We start from the raw sequence: 19116 nt of genomic DNA, 5'->3' as shown, positions 1-19116 counted from the left end.
ATTCTGGGGTGATCATTCCCTGATCAGATAATTATCAATCATCCATTGTCGATAACTTCCTCGACTTCTTCTAGGGTTTCTTCTAGGGTTTCTTCTAGGGCAGGTTTTTCGATGGGTTTAATAAATAAATCATTAGCCCTAACAAAACAATTGGCGGGAGTTGCGTCAGCTTTTTCTTCAATATATATCCAGGGTTTCAAATCAGAATCCAAAGTTACAATAAACCCGCCATAACTCAACTTACCAGTAAATACCTCATCAGTCTGTAAACGTTCAACCACGGGGAAATTTATAATCCTAGGAAAACCAGATTTTTCGGGGTTCCATACTTCCTTAATTGACTCAGAACCCATGCGACAATTTAAGCCGTTGGGGTCAGGGTCAACTACTTGCCAATATAGGTGATTAGAATTGCCAATATAATCACCATTATCATTGGGTTGTGGTAAAGAAGTATCGGCTAAAACCCCTGCTGTACCCACGCCAAACACTAATCCAGCAATTAGAACTATAATTAACCCCAAAACTGGTAATTTCTTTAACATAATCTTCCTCTGAATATCCGACAAATATTTAGTCATGAATTCCCCCAATACTTGTTCTGGGGTACTCCTAGGGCATATTATCAGATATCAGGCGCAACTCGCGAGGAGGGTGGTCAGCCGAGTGTATGAGATACCTTACTGATTACCCTGAGTCTAACCTTCATCAACCGCCATAGGGATAGGGCGATTTGAGTTGGGGGGAACCCCTAGCAGCACTATCTCATCAAGTCCGGTAGGACCCCACAAGTTTTCCCTTCCCCGGTTGTCTGATATGTTTTTAAAAACTGGTGCGCCTTCCGCCTTTCCAGGGGTTGACGAGAACCCGAATCCGTGATAATATTGGATATAGTCTTTTATAATTGAGTATAAAAAACTGAAAAAAATTGGGTGTATTCCCATTATTTAAAATAATAACCCATGGTCAAGGGATAAGTCAACCTATACCCCCCAAATGATGGGTTTGTTTACAAAAATTTACATATTAGCTGGGCTACTTTGTGGACAAGTGAGGCGTGTGAAATCCGCCAATTAATTTGCTAAAGTGGAGAATATGTTAAGATTCCGAATAATGGTCAACACAGACATTTCCCTGAGCTTTCACGCGCTATCTGACCCCCTACGGATTCAGATTATAGAACTCTTACGCCACCAGGAATTATGCGTGTGCGAAATCTGCGAAACCTTAGAGGTTAGCCAGTCGAAACTGTCCTTTCATCTCAAAACGCTCAAAGAAGTGGGATTAATCAAAGGACGACAAGAGGGTCGATGGATATATTATAGCATTAACCTGAGTCAAATGATTATCCTAGAAGAATATCTAGGGGAGTTTCGGCGATTTAGTCCAGTGGTTCCGGCTTTACCTTGCTCAAATTAATCATCATTTTCGGAGTTAGGGGGAGTGACTGGCTGTGATGATTGGGAGGTCAAGGCTTTAAGCGATCGCACTTCTTCCTGTAGTCGTTTAACCTCCTCTAACAATTGTTGATTAGACTGTGATAATTGCTGCGCCTGGCTACTAAGATAAGGGTCACTTTCCCACCAATTAATCCCAATTTCCTTAGCCTTATCTACGGAAGCAATTAATAAACGAATGCGGATACTTAACAATTCCGTAGACCCGACCGAGACGGAAATATCCCCAGCAATAACTATGCCTTTATCCAAAACCCTCTCTAGGATATCCGCGAGGGATGAACCGGAGGTAGACATCGGCACTCCGCGCTGAGGACTAGATGAACGTGATTGTAATGTCATTAATCACCCTCATAAACAACAAACAGGCGATTATCCTGTTGTGTCAAATAACTTTTTCTTAACAGCGATCGCAAAGCATCAGTAGTTTGCACCCTGTTTAACCCCAAAGCTATCTCAATTTCGGAGACTCGCGCCCCATCAGAGTCTTTGATATAAGTATAGATTTTCTGTTCGGTATCGGAAAGATTATTAGGTACTGATGAAGTGGTCAATTCTTCCCTAGGGGGTAAAGCGATAATCTGGTCATTTTCCAGTCCTGATAAATGGTCAAATATCTGATGAAGTCGGCTTTCTAATTCAGTAATATCTCCAATAGCGCGCGATAAGAGGATATCACGGCAAACCTCTTGAAAATCGGGGTCAATGGGAACAATAGGGATATTATGTTCTTGACATATTCTGGCTAGCATCAAACTAGGTCGCAACCCAGAGGCTTTATCGGCGTTAGTTTGTTGTCTGGCTACCGTCTGAATTTTACTAGGGGCGATCGCATGGGTAGCCTCTCGGAATTGCTGCACTAATGTTACAATAGTTTGGGCTTCTTCCGGTGTAACTGCAACTTTTTGGATGAGGATTTCCTGTTGGGTAGCCTCGTCCGGTTCCGGCATATTCATGGTAATGAGGCGATCAAGTAAAGCATCCTGGGTGCTATAAACGCCACAGTATTCTTCAGGATTAGATGTAAAAATCGCCCGAAAATGGGGGTTAACCCTAATATATTCGGAACGGCTGTTATTGGGAGGCAGCACTAATAGTTTTTCCTCTAAAGCCGATAACAGAACGTTATTGACTTCAGGGCGGGAACGGTTAAACTCATCATAAACGAGGGTAAATCCTTCGCGACAGGCGAGGGTTAAACGGGAATCAATCCAGTTTTGCTTGAGTGAGTCTTCTAATTTAACTACACTGTGGATAAAGTTATCCACCACTTTTTTACGGGTGTAACCAGTTTGATTACCAATCATATCGGAGGACTTGAGTTCATCGTCCCCAAAAATCAACATAATCGGACGATTAAGCAAATCTGCCAAATGTAGGGCGAGGGTAGTTTTTCCGGTTCCCGCTGGTCCGCGCAAATGCACAGAAAACCCTGATTGAAGATACCGCAACGCCCTAACTGTAATTCTTTCAATGGCTGGAGTGTTAACAAATCCTTTAGGAACAGCACGAAGCACAGTGGTCATATTAATGTTAGATTGTAAGCTACCAGGCTAGGGATATTTTAGTCCCGAACCCTATTTTCATTTGAACTGTTGGCATAGTAGGCTTGAACGCTCTGAACAATCCAACCTTGTTTCAGAAGTTATCGCAAAGCATCAACGGTTTGAATGCGATTTAACTGCAAATCCTCCTCAATATCAGTCAATCGTACCCTCGACTGCTGATAAATGTAATCATAAACCCATTCATCCGGGGTTAGGGGGATGAGGAACAACAGTAGTTGGTTTAGGCTGATTAGGGGGAACTGCTGGTTTTGTTGGTTCAGCAACCACCACAGCGGTAGGTGTTGTTGATTGGGCTGCTGTGGTAGTACTAGGCGCTGATTTAACCGCCTTCGGCTTGGTTTTAGGAACCAATGTTTGACTAGCCTTCGCCTTCTGAGGCGTTGCTGGGGTCGATTTCACCCTTTCACCACCCCAAACCGACTTTTCCCGTTCCCGACGATACTCTTGTAATTGCATCCGAAACTTACCCATATCCTCAAACATGGACTGAATACCTGCTAGGCGTTCGGCTTTCGCCTCTTGGGTTTGCTGTAGCAATTTTTCAGCCATAATGGTGCGGATAATATTGAACTCTTGCAAATCCCCTTGTACCTGCAGGGCGAGTTTTCGGCGACCGGCGGCTCTTTCCTGGTCTTGTTGTTGCCACTGCTGTTGCCATTGAGCAACCGTATCTCGAAGTTCCGCCCGAAAATCCCGTAACTCCTGGGCTAATTCCTCAGCTTTTTCGGTTCGGGACTGGGCGCTCTCCTCCAGAAAGGTAGCAGTTTCTTTCTGAAGCGATCGCACAAACTCTTTTAAATCCTCAGCTAGTTGTTCTGCTTGCTGACGATGGTTATTATGAGCGTCTGCCAAAAAGGCTTGATTTTCTTGTTTTAATTGAGATACAAAAGCCTGTCGATCTTGTTTTTGAGTGATCGCCTGGCTGTATCGTTCTCGTTGCCATAAACCGATCGTCGCCCAAATCTGTTTTTGGCTTGCAGCCAAAACCTGGCGACGCTCTAGGTGGCTTTGTTGCCAATCATCCTGTAACGCCATAGTACTTAACGATATCCCCCCAGTTGGTGTTTAAGCATCGGACATCTGTGGTTTTCTGTGGTTTTCTGTAGTCTTTCCTGTCAGCCTTACTTTAGGGTCTTCCCTAGAGAATCATATAGCCCCCTGAAACTCAGGCATTGGCTTTCCGACTCAGATTCAGGCTGTAGCTAGATGGACTTAATCAGAAGACACAATCAGATGTCCGACCGCTAGTTAACTGTGAAACCCTTTATACAGAAGGAACAGCAGCTTGAGCCGTTAGACCCACAGCTTCTGCATATTTGAGGTAAGTTTCCACAGATGCAATCACAACCCTTGCTTCTACCGATAACAGTTCTATGCCCACTAAGGAAACACGAACCCAGGCATCAATTACAATCCCTTTATCTAGGATACGATCAATAACCTCAGCCAAGCTCGAAGACGAGTTTACTTTTTCAACTGCCATGAGTCAATTACCTCTTAATTTTTATGTTGACACCACCACCGTCCAGCTAGGCTGTCATGGTAGATTGTTGCTAGTATTACTGTTGACCAGGCTACCAGGGAAGTCCTGTTATCCTCCATCATACAGAATCGAGACAGATTTAACTGTCAAGAATGTGGCAATAGCCCGAAGCTTCTGAGTATGATACAATCAATAGTGAGGCAATCATGCCATTGGTGAAGGTATCTCTCAAAGCCTCCAACATTCTGTTCAAAGAGGACTATTGTCACGTACAAATCGCCTTTTTAAAACCAAGATATACAGGCTATGTACTTCACGTCCACCACTAAACAGCTATGGAGCATCATCCTACGACAACGATTTGGAGTCTATCAGTACTTGGGTATAATGTCAAGCATTTTGGTAATAATTACTTAGGGTTTGACTAGCCTTCGCCTTCTAAGGCTTTGCTGGGGTCGATTTCACCCTTTCACCACCCCAAACCGACTTTTCCCGTTCCCGATGATACTCTTGTCATTGCATCCGAAACTTACCCATATCCTCAAACATGGACTGAATACCTGCTAGGCGTTCGGCTTTCGCCTCTTGGATTGGCTGTAGCAATTTTTCAGCCATAATGGTGCGGATCAGATCATATTGAACTATTGCCATACCTGCTGGGCAAGTTTTCGGCGACCGGCGGCTCTTTCCTGGTCTTGTTGTTGCCACTGCTGTTGCCATTGAGCAACCGTATCTCGAAGTTCCGCCCGAAAATCCCGTAACTCCTGGGCTAATTCCTCAGCTTTTTCGGTTCGGGACTGGGCGCTCTCCTCCAGAAAGGTAGCAGTTTCTTTCTGAAGCGATCGCACAAACTCTTTTAAATCCTCAGCTAGTTGTTCTGCTTGCTGACGATGGTTATTATGAGCGTCTGCCAAAAAGGCTTGATTTTCTTGTTTTAATTGAGATACAAAAGCCTGTCGATCTTGTTTTTGAGTGATCGCCTGGCTGTATCGTTCTCGTTGCCATAAACCGATCGTCGCCCAAATCTGTTTTTGGCTTGCAGCCAAAACCTGGCGACGCTCTAGGTGGCTTTGTTGCCAATCATCCTGTAACACCATAGTACTTAAGGATATCCCCCCAGTTGGTGTTTAAGCATCGGACATCTGTGGTTTTCTGTGGTTTTCTGTAGTCTTTCCTGTCAGCCTTACTTTAGGGTCTTCCCTAGAGAATCATATAGCCCCCTGAAACTCAGGCATTGGCTTTCCGACTCAGATTCAGGCTGTAGCTAGATGGACTTAATCAGAAGACACAATCAGATGTCCGACCGCTAGTTAACTGTGAAACCCTTTATACAGAAGGAACAGCAGCTTGAGCCGTTAGACCCACAGCTTCTGCATATTTGAGGTAAGTTTCCACAGATGCAATCACAACCCTTGCTTCTACCGATAACAGTTCTATGCCCACTAAGGAAACACGAACCCAGGCATCAATTACAATCCCTTTATCTAGGATACGATCAATAACCTCAGCCAAGCTCGAAGACGAGTTTACTTTTTCAACTGCCATGAGTCAATTACCTCTTAATTTTCATGTTGACACCCCCACCGTCCAGCTAGGCTGTCATGGTAGATTGTTGCTAGTATTACTGTTGACCAGGCTACCAGGGAAGTCCTGTTATCCTCCATCATACAGAATCGAGACAGATTTAACTGTCAAGAATGTGGCAATAGCCCGAAGCTTCTGAGTATGATACAATCAATAGTGAGGCAATCATGCCATTGGTGAAGGTATCTCTCAAAGCCTCCAACATTCTGTTCAAAGAGGACTATTGTCACGTACAAATCGCCTTTTTAAAACCAAGATATACAGGCTATGTACTTCACGTCCACCACTAAACAGCTATGGGGCATCATCCTACGACAACGGTTTGGAGTCTATCAGTACTTGGGTATAATGTCAAGCATTTTGGTAATAATTATTAGGGTTTGACTAGCCTTCGCCTTCTAAGGCTTTGCTGGGGTCGATTTCACCCTTTCACCACCCCAAACCGACTTTTCCCGTTCCCGATGATACTCTTGTCATTGCATCCGAAACTTACCCATATCCTCAAACATGGACTGAATACCTGCTAGGCGTTCGGCTTTCGCCTCTTGGATTGGCTGTAGCAATTTTTCAGCCATAATGGTGCGGATCAGATCATATTGAACTATTGCCATACCTGCTGGGCGAGTTTTCGGCGACCGGCGGCTCTTTCCTGGTCTTGTTGTTGCCACTGCTGTTGCCATTGAGCAACCGTATCTCGAAGTTCCGCCCGAAAATCCCGTAACTCCTGGGCTAATTCCTCAGCTTTTTCGGTTCGGGACTGGGCGCTCTCCTCCAGAAAGGTAGCAGTTTCTTTCTGAAGCGATCGCACAAACTCTTTTAAATCCTCAGCTAGTTGTTCTGCTTGCTGACGATGGTTATTATGAGCGTCTGCCAAAAAGGCTTGATTTTCTTGTTTTAATTGAGATACAAAAGCCTGTCGATCTTGTTTTTGAGTGATCGCCTGGCTGTATCGTTCTCGTTGCCATAAACCGATCGTCGCCCAAATCTGTTTTTGGCTTGCAGCCAAAACCTGGCGACGCTCTAGGTGGCTTTGTTGCCAATCATCCTGTAACACCATAGTACTTAAGGATATCCCCCCAGTTGGTGTTTAAGCATCGGACATCTGTGGTTTTCTGTGGTTTTCTGTAGTCTTTCCTGTCAGCCTTACTTTAGGGTCTTCCCTAGAGAATCATATAGCCCCCTGAAACTCAGGCATTGGCTTTCCGACTCAGATTCAGGCTGTAGCTAGATGGACTTAATCAGAAGACACAATCAGATGTCCGACCGCTAGTTAACTGTGAAACCCTTTATACAGAAGGAACAGCAGCTTGAGCCGTTAGACCCACAGCTTCTGCATATTTGAGGTAAGTTTCCACAGATGCAATCACAACCCTTGCTTCTACCGATAACAGTTCTATGCCCACTAAGGAAACACGAACCCAGGCATCAATTACAATCCCTTTATCTAGGATACGATCAATAACCTCAGCCAAGCTCGAAGACGAGTTTACTTTTTCAACTGCCATGAGTCAATTACCTCTTAATTTTCATGTTGACACCCCCACCGTCCAGCTAGGCTGTCATGGTAGATTGTTGCTAGTATTACTGTTGACCAGGCTACCAGGGAAGTCCTGTTATCCTCCATCATACAGAATCGAGACAGATTTAACTGTCAAGAATGTGGCAATAGCCCGAAGCTTCTGAGTATGATACAATCAATAGTGAGGCAATCATGCCATTGGTGAAGGTATCTCTCAAAGCCTCCAACATTCTGTTCAAAGAGGACTATTGTCACGTACAAATCGCCTTTTTAAAACCAAGATATACAGGCTATGTACTTCACGTCCACCACTAAACAGCTATGGGGCATCATCCTACGACAACGGTTTGGAGTCTATCAGTACTTGGGTATAATGTCAAGCATTTTGGTAATAATTATTAGGGGTCGAGAGAGAAGTCACCTTCTCCCCCTCCCCTTCAAAACCGTGCTTGAGACTTTCACCTCACACGGGTCGTAGGGTGCGTCATATCAAGTCCGGATAATCAATTATAGTGAAGTCTCGATTTGAGGCCACCAATGAAAACTCATCAAGCCTCGAATTAATTCGCGCTGTTCCCACAAACTTCGGCAGCCAGCACACAAGAGTTCCTCTAGCTGCTCAAGATTCTCAAATGAGCGATTGGCAATGGGTTCATCTACCAGAGGCCACAGTCTTTCCGCCGGTTGCAGTTCCGGGGAATGGGACGGTAGAAACATTAAATGCAGTCCTTCGGGTACTTTCAGATTCTTACTGATATGCCATCCGGCTTGGTCAACCACTAACATAATGTGTTGATTTGGACCTAATTTCAATTCGGCAGCAAACTCCTGTAACACTCGACCAAATAGAGTTGTATTGACCTAAGGGATGATCCACCAATAAGTCTCTGCCGTCTGCGGTCTGACAAAACCATATAACCATAACCACTCGCATTTCCAATTAATATGGGCGAGTGGTTGACAACCTTCCGCTATTGGAGCGTCCCATCACCGGTTTGAGTCCCAGACGGTGTTCATCTTCGCTCCACAATTGCACCTGTGCATCAGGATATCTCCGGCGAAGTCCCTCTAACTCCGTTACCAGTTTTTTTCCAGGCTTGCTGCTAGTCTTCGTCACTTTCGATGTGAGCCGGTCTCGGTACACGAAGCCGAAATGTCATTTGTCGCAGAATCTCCCATCCCCTTTGTCGGCTAATTTTTCGTCCAGTTACTCCTGTCAACCAGTCTGCCACCTGGCGACCGTTCCACAGTCCCCCATCCGGCGCTGTTCCTTGCCGGGCTTGCCATAACTGAGCTTGGGTCACATCATCAATTAACGGTGGATGTCCGGGATTTCCCTAGAGGCGCGCGCCCAGCCCTTTTAATCCCAATTGGTTGTATCTTTTTACCAATTCATAAATCCAGATGCGACTGTAGCCCGTAATTTCTTGGACTTCCTCCGTGGTCTTCCCCTGAGCCAACAACCAAATAATTTGCTCTTGGCGACTTTCCAAGCCCTCTTGGGCTTGGTGATCAGCCCGGCCAAGTTCTTCGGTACTTAAGTGGGGAGCTATACTAATTCGTCTGGGTATGACGCAAGTTGGGCATTATTAGGGGTCGAGAATGGAGTCGCCTCCATCCCCTCCCATTCAAAACCGTACTTGAAAGTTTCCCTTCATACGGCTCGTAGGGTGCGTTATAGCACTAGTCAATACGGTTAGGACGCAGCCTTGAGAACAGAATCCATGGCATCATCGAGAGAATCAAACTGCTCACGTGCAATGGCGAATGCGGGCTTTCAACCACGACCAACATTTCTCTATCTTGTTGAGGTCTGGCGAATAAGGTGGTAGATAGAGCAAACGGCATTGAGCTGCCTCCACCAGTTCAGCCTGCCGCCCCCCTTTATGAAACGTTGCATTGTCCAATACTAGAGTCTGACCTGGCTTCAATGTTGGAATTAAGATAAACTCCAACTACAACTCAAACACTGTCCGATTACAACAACCCTCAAAGGTAAAGGGAGCTAAGAGTTGTTGATAACACCATGCGGCCATATAGCTCACCCTGCCCTGCCTCTTCCCTGATTTGAGGGTATGGAAGCGTTGTCCTTCCTGGCAGTAACCATAAGGATAATCCGAGTCTTGACTATTCATGCCAGCTTCATCGAGGTAAACCAACCCTTCCGGCTCCATATGTTGAATCTGAGCAATAAACGCCTCTCGCTGTTGCTGATCACGTTCTTGGTAGCCGTAAGTTTTTTTTCTGGTGAAGCCAATTTTCTTCAAGGCTCTGGATATGGTGCCAGGAGAGATGTCGTCATCCCAAAGTTGAGCCATTTGAGCGGAGGTTTGATCGCCATGCTCTTGGGCAAAAGCCTTGAATTTGTGCCAGTCGGTAATTTGGTGGTTATGACCAGGTGGGCGATTAGGTTTAGGGAGGAAGTCTCCGGTGTGTTCTTTTCTTTCCAGCCAGAGATTGATAGTGTTCCGGCTGAGATGGAAAAATTGACTGGCTTTGGTTTTGGACATACCGTATAGTTCAATTGCATTGATAACTTTTTGTCTAAGGTCGTAACTGTAGGGGGCTGGCCTTTTGGGTCTTCTGTAGATATCCTTGCCATTATACGTCCTAAATGTTATGTTTTGTGCTATATCTCCACCTCACACCAGTCCTCTCGCTGTACAAGGCGTTGGAGCGTACTGTGGGAGATGCTCATCCCGGTCAGTATCGTGATATCCTCTTCGGCTCGTTGGTAAGCGTTATTAGCACTAACGAGCAAGCAACACTTCTCAAAGTATGGACTCCAACGAGTCCCTGGCTTCACTTGCAGTTGTTGACCTTGAGCGGTAGTGAGGGTGAGTTTACCGAGGATACTGGTCAGGGTGAGTTGTTTTCCACTGTGGCGGTCTGTTGCCTGGTCGATAAAAAAACTCCTAGTTGAGGCAAGACGTGTTCTTGAGTAAGAGCACGAACACTCTTCTCATTGGCTTCAAGGGTGGTGAGTTCAGTAGGGTTAGCTTCGCTGTAGAGAATGGCCGCAATCGCGTCAAGGTGTTGCTGGAGTTGAGCTGGTTTCTGAGAATCCATGAGTAGAGGGAGGGTGAGTGGTGCTTCGCTCATTATGTAGGGCTGTGGGTGAAGGTTGCACTAAGTACAATTACTCATTTCCTAACTGAGATGCACCCTTTGAATGGGAGGGGATGGAGGCGACTCCATTCTCGACCCCTACCAGACGTGCCACGGTGTAGATGTAAATCCGGCAATAAGTAGGAGTTTTACGGCGAGAGCGAGTTGAAAGACTACGTGGTGCATATAGCTCTGAACGAAGAAGGACCAAGCGGTGAAATCAACACTATACCAATAACAATTGGGCAACCACATCAGGAGCCGTATGAGGCGAAAGTCTCAAGTACAGTTGGGAAAGGGAGGGGATGGGGGCGACTCCATTCTCGACTCTACCCATACATTATACTGTACTTTGTGTTTTGGGTAAAGGCTGTATAGATAATTAAGGGGAAATTAACAGCGAATAATTGATAAAAATTGACCTATATGGGTTAATATGGGTTTTGGGCTCAGTTCCTCTCCGTGTGGCGGAAAAGAGGGGGTGTCAAGACTTGTTTCCTATAGAGCGCGTAAAGTACCTCAGCATCTGGCATTTGTGAATGTTGGTTAGCCAAAATGTATCGGTTGGTCTAGCACCAGGAGTCCAATGTTCTCAACTCATAACCGGTGGTTAGTTATGTCCGAATTTTTTGATTTTCTGAAACACAAACACGCCTATATTGCGATCGGGGAGTTTAAGCCTGGTAAATTTGAAGAAGCCCGAGAACTGTTTGAACAAGCAGTTTCAACCTACAGTACCGGGTTCAAAGGGTCTTATTTGCTACAGGAACCGGGAACTGATCGTGGTATTGCCATTATCTTCTGGGAAAATATCCAAGACATGGAAGCCAATCAAAGTGAAGCATATCAGGCTTTGCTAGATCAAATGACACCCCTATTCGCCAAAGCCCCGACTACTTCATTCTACGAAGTTCGCAGCGAAATTCGTGCCGCCGCCGAATCTCTAGTTTAATCAAAACTTGGGGCTGGTAACTCAAAAGCAGATAATGAACCTTGATTAATCATCACCCTGGTCGAGTTGAGTTAAACAGAAGCGTTTACCGTTGTCTTGGAATTGTAGAAGTCCAGATTGGTGTCAAGGGACTTAATGCGATCGCTTTTTTGCCCTAGCTGGGAATTTGTACTTATTTTGTCCATCTTCCCAGTAGGTTGTCCTCCATTGGGTCAGTCTGATTAATTACTCCTTGGCTTTTCCTCTGGGATGGTTAATTCGGCTAGTGCGATCGCTTAATCCTGTTGGGTACTGCCTATATTGATTTAGGATTGTGTAAATCAGCTTCATTAATTCGTTGTCTCTGGAGTTAACCTCTGATATCAGTTTCTGATTTTGCTTCATTAACTGCCAGACTAAAAAAACGGTAATACCATCAGTTCCCAGTTTGACTATCTCAGGTAATACATTAGAATCCATCGTTGTTTTTTTCGTTGTCTTTTAAGATTAATTCATCATAGTAATTTGTCTTGGCTAAATATTTTTCAATATTTTTTAAAGTAAGCCAGATAAGTTGTCTGTCCCCTCGGGTTTACTTTCTGATTGAATTTCCTAATCTATTGATGTCTTCTTTATTTTTTTTTACAGTAGTTTGGAGTTCAGAATATTTTGCTGAAAGATACCAAATACCTCCCGAAAAAGAAACAAGCCAACTAATAATTAAAGCAATTTTTTCAATTTCTAGATGCATAAAGTTAGAAAATCCTGTGCTTTCAAACACTAAAATTAAGTTTTGAAAAAATTGCTTGTGGTTCGTTTTCTGGTAATCCGGATAGACTCCCAGTTATCCGAAAAATTTAGACCGTTGGTAAATTAGATTTGTTCTCTACTGCTAATTCCCGAATTCTCAAATCTTTGGAAGAATGACAATTTTCTTTCTAACCTTCTTGTCACGGAGCCATCCCGTTGCCATACTATATCAAACAATGTTTCATCAGAAACTACGTTTAATCGTTGAACATGAGGTAGTTGGTTGTGTTCTTTTTTGGCCTGGGAAAAAGCCTCAACAAATTCGTAAAGTTCTACGGTAGCATCTACGTTTTCAGCGTCAGTGCCTAATGAAGCCAGCAAGGTTTTTAACGTTGAACCATCTGGGAGATGGTTGATTAATTGACTGATAGAGATATCCATATTAAGCTACAAAAGCCTCAATTCTTATAGCACAAAACATAACATTTAGGACGTATAATGGCAAGGATATCTACAGAAGACCCAAAAGGCCAGCCCCCTACAGTTACGACCTTAGACAAAAAGTTATCAATGCAATTGAACTATACGGTATGTCCAAAACCAAAGCCAGTCAATTTTTCCATCTCAGCCGGAACACTATCAATCTCTGGCTGCAAAGAAAAGCACACACCGGAGACTTCCTCCCTAAACCTAATCACCGACCTGGCAATAACCACCAAATTACCGACTGGCATAAATTCAAGGCTTTTGCCCAAGAGCATGGCCACAAAACCTCCGCTCAAATGGCTGAACTTTGGGATGACGACATCTCTCCTGGCACCATATCCAGAGCCTTGAAGAAAATTGGCTTCACCAGAAAAAAACTTACGGCTACCAAGAAGGTGATGAGCAACAGCGAGAGGAGTTTATTGCTCAGATTCAACATATGGAGCCGGAAGGGTTGGTTTACCTCGATGAAGCTGGCATGAATAGTCAAGACTCGGATTATCCTTATGGTTACTGCCAGGAAGGACAACGCTTCCATACCCTCAAATCAGGGAAGAGGCAGGGCAGGGTGAGCTATATGGCCGCATGGTGTTATCAACAACTCTTAACTCCCTTTACCTTTGAGGGTTGTTGTAATCGGACAGTGTTTGAGTTGTAGTTGGAGTTTATCTTAATTCCAACATTGAAGCCAGGTCAGACTCTAGTATTGGACAATGCAACGTTTCATAAAGGGGGGCGGCAGGCTGAACTGGTGGAGGCAGCTCAATGCCGTTTACTCTATCTTCGGCCTTATTCGCCAGACCTCAACAAGATAGAGAAATGTTGGTCGTGGTTGAAAGCCCGCATTCGCCATTGCACGTGAGCAGTTTGATTCTCTCGATGATGCCATGGATTCTGTTCTCAAGGCTGCGTCCTAACCGCATTGACTAGTGCTATATCAGTGCCGAGAGCGAAGTCCATGGCAACCACTGTGAAGCACACAATGCTGCCTGACGTCGTCGTTGTAGTGCCTTTCGGCGCCGACAAAATCTCTACGCCAAAACGCCATCAGGACTCGATCGAGCACTCTCGGTACAGCGTTTAATCCATAATTGGGTTAGACCGCGATGGTCGAGTTGGGAGACTCCTGCCATGGCGCTCGGTTTCGCCTCACGAGCGGTGAGTGTTGGCCAAATGCTTTCTCTGAGGAGCTTTCGAGACTTGCCACCTTAAGTGACCAGTACCATCAATAATAAACTAGCAGTTCACATCAAATTTCTGTACGTTTTTTAGCATTTATAGTGTTTAGGGCTGGCCCTAGTCAATCAAACTCAAGCGGGAGGTGTGAAATACCCATATATGGTAGAATATATAGGCAGGTGCGAGACGTTCAGGCATAAAATAGGGTTGCAATACCCGAAATAACCGCCTGGTGGGGACTTCAACCCCTTGGTTGAATATAAGGAGCGCACTCCTGACCATCCCCATAACTGTTTATATGTCCCAACGTTTGGTATAGAAATATACAAAACAAGGCAGGGAACTCAAGGTCAAAACGCAAAACTGAAATCTTAAAGATTCCTTAACAATTGCGAAAGAGAGTAACGGCGATAGCCACCCCCAATTTTGGGAACCACAACCCCAGGATTGAAGCGGGGAACGGAAGGCTCCGAGGTGTAACCCAACACCAGAATCGAGACCACTGCCAACCATCCATGATTAGGGAAACCGAATGTCCGGCTTGAACCATCGTAAATATTAAGTAGCGAAATAGGTTGATACGCTGCGCTCAAAAGGGCAAGGGGAAAAGTGGGGGATTCTGCACTCTACCCACACAGACCTTTAAAAGTACCTCGGTGGAAAGGACAAATCTAAAGATGGAATGCCCATATAAACGGAACGTTTTAAGTCCTCCTGGACTCTAATTATCTGGTCGAGGTAGTTAGTAGGGATAAGTGTAACCGCAAGTCCTAGAGGATGTGAGATGTGACCAGAAGCCAATGCCCGACTGTAATGGTAGGGATATGCTAACAGGTCACGGTTTGATTGTAAGAATAGAGTCTAGTAGGAGTCAAAATGGCGATAGCGAGTTTAAAGAAAGGATTTGGTAAACCCAAACCAATCAAGACTACGAACAACGCATGGAGAGCAATCCCGTGGACTAAGGTTCAACGGAAAGTTTTCAAGCTCCAAAAGAGTATATTCCAAGCAGCTAAATCGGGACAAGATGCAAAGGTAAGAAGGTTGCAACGTCTATTGGTGAAATCGTATTATGCCCGGCTCTTAGCAGTGCGACGAGTGACCCAGGACAATCAAGGAAAGAAAACAGCCGGAGTAGATGGTGTGATAGCGATATCCCCTAAACAAAGGCTAGAAATGACCGAGAAAATCAAAGGAAACCTCAAATCAAAACCACTGCGAAGGATGTGGATTCCAAAACCTGGTAGGGATGAAAAACGCCCGCTAGGCATACCCACAATCCAAGATAGAGCAAGGCAAGCCTTGGTTAAGTCGGCTCTCGAACCGGAATGGGAATCGAGATTTGAGGGCACTAGCTATGGGTTCCGTCCTGGACGGTCAGCCCAAGATGCAATAAGCAGGATTTACCTGAGTATTAACAATGGTGAATACTACGCGCTAGATGCTGATATAGCGAAATGCTTTGACCGAATAAACCATGACTACCTACTGTCAAAAATTCATTGTCCAAGCAACCTAAAAAGAGACCTGAAGCAATGGCTCAAAGCAGGTGTGCTAGATAACGGTGTATTTGAGGATACAGAAGCAGGGACACCCCAAGGAGGGGTAATAAGTCCACTCCTAGCCAACATCGCACTGGATGGTATGATTAGGTTAATTGAAAAACTGTATCCCAAGAAAACAGACAATCGCCCGTATGCGAGAGTCATAAGATACGCCGATGATTTCGTGGTAATTTCAAAAGAACTAGGAATCATTGAACAGTGCAAAACTGCTATTTCTGAATGGCTAAAACCTGTAGGACTAGAAATAAAACCTGAAAAGACTCGAATCTGTCATACACTCAAAACTATTGAGTATGACGGTAAAACAGAGAATCCAGGGTTCGACTTTCTAGGATTCAATATCAGGCAATATCCAGCAGGAAAATACAAATCTGGGAAAACAGGCGGAAAAACAAGCCGATTAATCGGACATAAAACCCACATAAAACCCAGCCATAAAGCAGTTAAAGCCCATATAGAAGTGATAAAAGGTGTAATCAAACAACATAGAACAGCACCTCAATCAGCCTTGATTAGTAAACTAAACCCGATTATTCGGGGATGGTCAAATTATTATTCAGCGGTAGTCTCAACAGAGACCTTCAATAAGCTAAACAAAACAGTTTGGCAAATGTTACGGGCATGGACAGCATCAAGATGCGGAAGGGCAAGTTACGAAAAACTAAGTAATTATTTCAGACATGGAACAATTAAACTTAGCAATGGGAAAAAAAGACACGAAAATTGGCTGTTCCAAACCAAAGATGGGTTACATCTATTCAAACACAATTGGACTCCAATTGTTAGACATACTTTAATACGCCCTGACGCAACACCATACGACGGAAATTGGACTTATTGGGCAACCAGGAAAGGACAAGCAATCGGCACGCCAAATAATGTAGCAAAACTACTCAAAAAGCAAAAAGGTAGATGTACCTGGTGCGGGCAATACTTTACCCCATCAGATTTAATTGAAATAGACCACATTGTACCTAGAAGCCATGGCGGAAAGGATGAATACAAGAATATTCAATTATTACATCGCCATTGTCACGACAATAAAACAGCTCTTGATGAAGAGATGATGCTGTACTCTTAACAAGGAGACGGTCAAATTAGGAGCCGTATGAGGTGAAAGTCTCAAGTACGGTTCTGTATGGGAGGGGGAGATGGCGACATCTCTCTCGACCCCTACTTTTTGCTGTTCGCATAGCCTCCCTGGAAGGGAAGGATTAGTCCCTATAGGCGGTTAAAGCTGAAAACCTTAGACAGAGTTTTAGATAATGCCCCGAATTTTAGTGATTGATGATGATCCCGCGATCGCAGAGCTGGTGGCGATTAACCTAGAGATGGCTGGTTATGAAGTCACCCTCGCCCCCGATGGTATAGTAGGACAAGCACTAGCGCTGCAACTACTGCCAGACCTGATTATTTTAGACCTAATGTTGCCCAAAGTCGATGGGTTCACCGTCTGTCAGCGTCTACGCCGAGATGAACGCACCGGAGAGATCCCGGTTTTGATGTTGACAGCTTTGGGACAAACCCAGGATAAAGTGGAAGGCTTTAACGCTGGGGCTGATGATTATTTAACTAAACCCTTTGAACTCGAAGAAATGCTGGCTCGTGTCCGCGCGCTATTGCGACGCACCGATCGCATTCCGCAAGCGGCTAAACACAGCGAGATCCTCAGTTATGGAGTTCTTACCCTAGTTCCCGAAAGGTTCGAGGCGATCTGGTTTGATCAGACAGTCAAACTAACTCACCTAGAATTTGAGTTACTGCACTGTTTGCTACAACGTCACGGTCAAACCGTAGCCCCCAGTGAAATTCTCAAGGAAGTTTGGGGCTATGACCCGGACGATGATATCGAAACTATCCGGGTTCATATTCGCCATTTACGCACCAAAATGGAACCAGACCCACGTCATCCTCGCTACATCAAAACCGTTTATGGTGCTGGTTACTGTTTGGAACTCCCAGGTAACGGCAAAAACTCATCGGAGGTGGGAGAGACTGATCTATCTGATGTATCTGATCAGGTGTAGCACCTCAATCAATGGTTTTTGAGTCGTTGATAGACAGTGACTAACCCGTTAGCATCACCCACATTACCTGGAAACAGGACAACGGGAAGATTAGGGAATTGGGTATGTGATGCGGGGGTTTTCACCATTGAACAACCAGCCATAACCTGTCCCAAGAGTCGCGCGGTGGGGAGACTTAGACCTTTACTAAGGACATCATTGGAGGTGATGCCTCCCTTGCTAATCAAAAATCCAATATCTTTTGGTAAACCCCGGACAATATCCATTAACAAATCTGAAACCGCCGCCCCAAATTCTAAGCGGACTTGGGTATTCTCAAAGGTGATTTCTTGGCGAGAGGTGTACACTACAGGGGTTTGACCCTGTTGGTGGATTTGATGGATGCGATCGCTAATTTGGCTAAGTAGCTCTTGACGTAGAGAGGGATTATCATCTAACAGGTGAGACACATCTACCTCAACCCCGACGATATCTGATTCTTTCAATAACTGTTCAAGCTGTTGAGTAGACTTTTTCACATGGGAACCCATCAACACCACTCCCGGTTGATTATTTCGGGTATATTTTCCCATAGACTCCGGTGGTAATGGTTGGGGACCGAGGGAGGCTAGGGATGTGAGGATACTGGCGGCGCTGCGGAAGAGGAAACGTTTTCCTTTGCTGGCGGCGGCTAGGATATCGGAGGCGAATTGGTCTAGGTCGCCTTGGGTTTCGCCGTCAACTCCCACACATTGATTATCACTGAATTGCATCAGTCGGTCTAGGGTCCCGTTGCGAATGTCCCCCAAGGTGAAAATTTGGACAGCTTCGGCTTTAATGCGTCCTTGGGTTTTTTCGGCTACATAATCGGGTAGGTAGGAATGATGGTAGCTGAATACTGAATCGCGAGCAAATTCCGTTTCGTGTACAGGGGTATCAACGCCGTCTATTTTCAGGTAGTGGGTTCCCCCTTTGGTTATCCGTCCCCCCTCAAAGAAGGCGGGAACTAAAAAATGAGCGTCAAAGGGGCCTAATTCTTCGGCAATTACATCGGTTTCTATGGGATAGTGACCCCGTAGGGTGGAGTCAGACCGACTCACTACTAGGAAATCTTGGATAGACTCGGCGGCGATCGCCATTTTCAGATTATGGGTAACTTCTCGTGTAACTGTGGCTGCTGCTTCTGGGGTTAATGCTCTGGTATTCGTTAAGATAAAGAATATGGGAGACTGGTCACTCAGTCCCAGCCGTAGGGTTTCTACGTCCCATTGTGTCAACAACAGACAACTATGAACAGTTTGGGAACCGGTGGGGTCATCATCCAGAACAATAATTTTAGGTGCCATTGCTTTAGTGTGGGAGTAACAAGAGAAACATTGAGTCATACCGTAGGACTCTGTGACTAGCTTACCATTGATATGGGAACTTTAATCTATCACCAGTACGGAGTTATTGGTTAATTCTGTTATTTGTTAGTTGG

At 44.9% G+C, this 19116-nt stretch carries 19 protein-coding genes and 5 pseudogenes; 6 read left to right on the top strand and 18 right to left on the bottom strand.

Going from position 1 to position 19116, the window contains the following annotated elements; genetic code table 11:
• Window positions 1–38: 38 nt before the first annotated feature.
• Window positions 39–581, bottom strand: a complete 543-nt coding sequence (locus N39L_RS15885; protein WP_006616591.1) for a hypothetical protein — start codon at window positions 579–581, stop codon at window positions 39–41.
• Window positions 582–1113: 532 nt separating this feature from the next.
• On the opposite strand from N39L_RS15885, the gene N39L_RS15880 reads away from it, so the two are divergent.
• On the top strand, window positions 1114–1419 hold the full coding sequence (locus N39L_RS15880) for an ArsR/SmtB family transcription factor (RefSeq protein WP_006616593.1): 306 nt from the start codon (window positions 1114–1116) through the stop codon (window positions 1417–1419).
• Here the strand turns inward: N39L_RS15880 and N39L_RS15875 are convergent.
• The 13 genes and pseudogenes from N39L_RS15875 to N39L_RS15815 form a co-directional block, all read right to left on the bottom strand.
• A complete protein-coding gene (locus tag N39L_RS15875) occupies window positions 1416–1799 on the bottom strand; it encodes a gas vesicle protein (protein ID WP_014275708.1) in 384 nt (127 codons plus the stop codon). The genes N39L_RS15880 and N39L_RS15875 overlap by 4 nt on opposite strands.
• Complete coding sequence (gene gvpN, locus N39L_RS15870; protein ID WP_006616595.1) at window positions 1799–2983, bottom strand: gas vesicle protein GvpN; 1185 nt, start codon at window positions 2981–2983, stop codon at window positions 1799–1801. The genes N39L_RS15875 and gvpN overlap by 1 nt, the downstream gene beginning before the upstream one ends.
• Window positions 2984–3205: 222 nt before the next feature.
• A complete protein-coding gene (gvpC, locus tag N39L_RS15865) occupies window positions 3206–4060 on the bottom strand; it encodes a gas vesicle protein GvpC (RefSeq protein WP_014275707.1) in 855 nt (284 codons plus the stop codon).
• Window positions 4061–4289: 229 nt separating this feature from the next.
• Window positions 4290–4508: a gas vesicle structural protein GvpA gene (gene gvpA, locus N39L_RS15860; RefSeq protein WP_006616598.1), complete on the bottom strand. Its 219-nt coding sequence runs from the start codon at window positions 4506–4508 to the stop codon at window positions 4290–4292.
• A gap of 513 nt (window positions 4509–5021) precedes the next feature.
• Complete coding sequence (locus N39L_RS15855; RefSeq protein ID WP_234933773.1) at window positions 5022–5159, bottom strand: hypothetical protein; 138 nt, start codon at window positions 5157–5159, stop codon at window positions 5022–5024.
• Window positions 5150–5605: a gas vesicle protein GvpC gene (gene gvpC / locus N39L_RS15850; protein WP_234933772.1), complete on the bottom strand. Its 456-nt coding sequence runs from the start codon at window positions 5603–5605 to the stop codon at window positions 5150–5152. The genes N39L_RS15855 and gvpC (N39L_RS15850) overlap by 10 nt, the downstream gene beginning before the upstream one ends.
• Window positions 5606–5834: 229 nt before the next feature.
• Complete coding sequence (gvpA, locus tag N39L_RS15845; RefSeq protein WP_006616598.1) at window positions 5835–6053, bottom strand: gas vesicle structural protein GvpA; 219 nt, start codon at window positions 6051–6053, stop codon at window positions 5835–5837.
• 512 nt (window positions 6054–6565) lie between these two features.
• Window positions 6566–6703, bottom strand: a complete 138-nt coding sequence (locus N39L_RS15840) for a hypothetical protein (protein WP_234933773.1) — start codon at window positions 6701–6703, stop codon at window positions 6566–6568.
• Complete coding sequence (gvpC, locus tag N39L_RS15835) at window positions 6694–7149, bottom strand: gas vesicle protein GvpC (protein ID WP_234933772.1); 456 nt, start codon at window positions 7147–7149, stop codon at window positions 6694–6696. The genes N39L_RS15840 and gvpC (N39L_RS15835) overlap by 10 nt, the downstream gene beginning before the upstream one ends.
• Before the next feature lie 229 nt (window positions 7150–7378).
• Window positions 7379–7597 carry a gas vesicle structural protein GvpA gene (gene gvpA, locus N39L_RS15830; protein ID WP_006616598.1) on the bottom strand — a complete coding sequence of 73 codons (219 nt, stop codon included), beginning with the start codon at window positions 7595–7597 and terminating at the stop codon, window positions 7379–7381.
• Between the two features lie 521 nt (window positions 7598–8118).
• A pseudogene (locus tag N39L_RS15825) lies at window positions 8119–9182 on the bottom strand (IS630 family transposase).
• Between the two features lie 125 nt (window positions 9183–9307).
• Window positions 9308–10202: pseudogene (locus N39L_RS15820) on the bottom strand (IS630 family transposase).
• Window positions 10203–10249: 47 nt separating this feature from the next.
• Window positions 10250–10680, bottom strand: a pseudogene (locus N39L_RS15815) (ISKra4 family transposase); the annotation flags it as partial.
• A gap of 655 nt (window positions 10681–11335) precedes the next feature.
• Between N39L_RS15815 and N39L_RS15810 the strand changes: the two are divergent.
• A complete protein-coding gene (locus N39L_RS15810) occupies window positions 11336–11671 on the top strand; it encodes an antibiotic biosynthesis monooxygenase (RefSeq protein ID WP_006615878.1) in 336 nt (111 codons plus the stop codon).
• A 225-nt stretch (window positions 11672–11896) separates the two neighbouring features.
• Here N39L_RS15810 and N39L_RS15805 read toward each other — a convergent pair whose 3' ends face one another.
• From N39L_RS15805 to N39L_RS15795, 3 genes are all read right to left on the bottom strand, one after another.
• The gene (locus N39L_RS15805) at window positions 11897–12130 is read right to left on the bottom strand and encodes a hypothetical protein (protein WP_014275672.1); all 234 of its coding nucleotides are present in this window, start codon (window positions 12128–12130) and stop codon (window positions 11897–11899) included.
• A 112-nt stretch (window positions 12131–12242) separates the two neighbouring features.
• Complete coding sequence (locus N39L_RS15800; protein ID WP_231852203.1) at window positions 12243–12431, bottom strand: hypothetical protein; 189 nt, start codon at window positions 12429–12431, stop codon at window positions 12243–12245.
• Between the two features lie 92 nt (window positions 12432–12523).
• A complete protein-coding gene (locus tag N39L_RS15795; RefSeq protein ID WP_014275673.1) occupies window positions 12524–12841 on the bottom strand; it encodes a hypothetical protein in 318 nt (105 codons plus the stop codon).
• A 68-nt stretch (window positions 12842–12909) separates the two neighbouring features.
• Between N39L_RS15795 and N39L_RS15790 the strand changes: the two are divergent.
• The 4 genes and pseudogenes from N39L_RS15790 (at window position 12910) to N39L_RS15775 (ending at window position 17657) form a co-directional block, all read left to right on the top strand.
• Window positions 12910–13803, top strand: a pseudogene (locus tag N39L_RS15790) (IS630 family transposase).
• Between the two features lie 19 nt (window positions 13804–13822).
• Window positions 13823–14098: pseudogene (locus N39L_RS15785) on the top strand (IS1 family transposase); the annotation flags it as partial.
• An 843-nt stretch (window positions 14099–14941) separates the two neighbouring features.
• A complete protein-coding gene (gene ltrA, locus N39L_RS15780; protein WP_014275698.1) occupies window positions 14942–16711 on the top strand; it encodes a group II intron reverse transcriptase/maturase in 1770 nt (589 codons plus the stop codon).
• 184 nt (window positions 16712–16895) lie between these two features.
• Window positions 16896–17657: a response regulator transcription factor gene (locus tag N39L_RS15775; RefSeq protein WP_006616346.1), complete on the top strand. Its 762-nt coding sequence runs from the start codon at window positions 16896–16898 to the stop codon at window positions 17655–17657.
• Window positions 17658–17665: 8 nt separating this feature from the next.
• On the opposite strand, the gene N39L_RS15770 is transcribed toward N39L_RS15775, so the two are convergent.
• A complete protein-coding gene (locus tag N39L_RS15770; protein WP_035736448.1) occupies window positions 17666–18982 on the bottom strand; it encodes a four-carbon acid sugar kinase family protein in 1317 nt (438 codons plus the stop codon).
• Between the last annotated feature and the right edge of the window lie 134 nt (window positions 18983–19116).

The sequence above is a fragment of the Limnospira platensis NIES-39 genome, assembly GCF_026000695.1.
GTDB lineage: Bacteria > Cyanobacteriota > Cyanobacteriia > Cyanobacteriales > Microcoleaceae > Limnospira > Limnospira platensis.
This window is presented reverse-complemented; position numbering and strand designations above follow the sequence as displayed.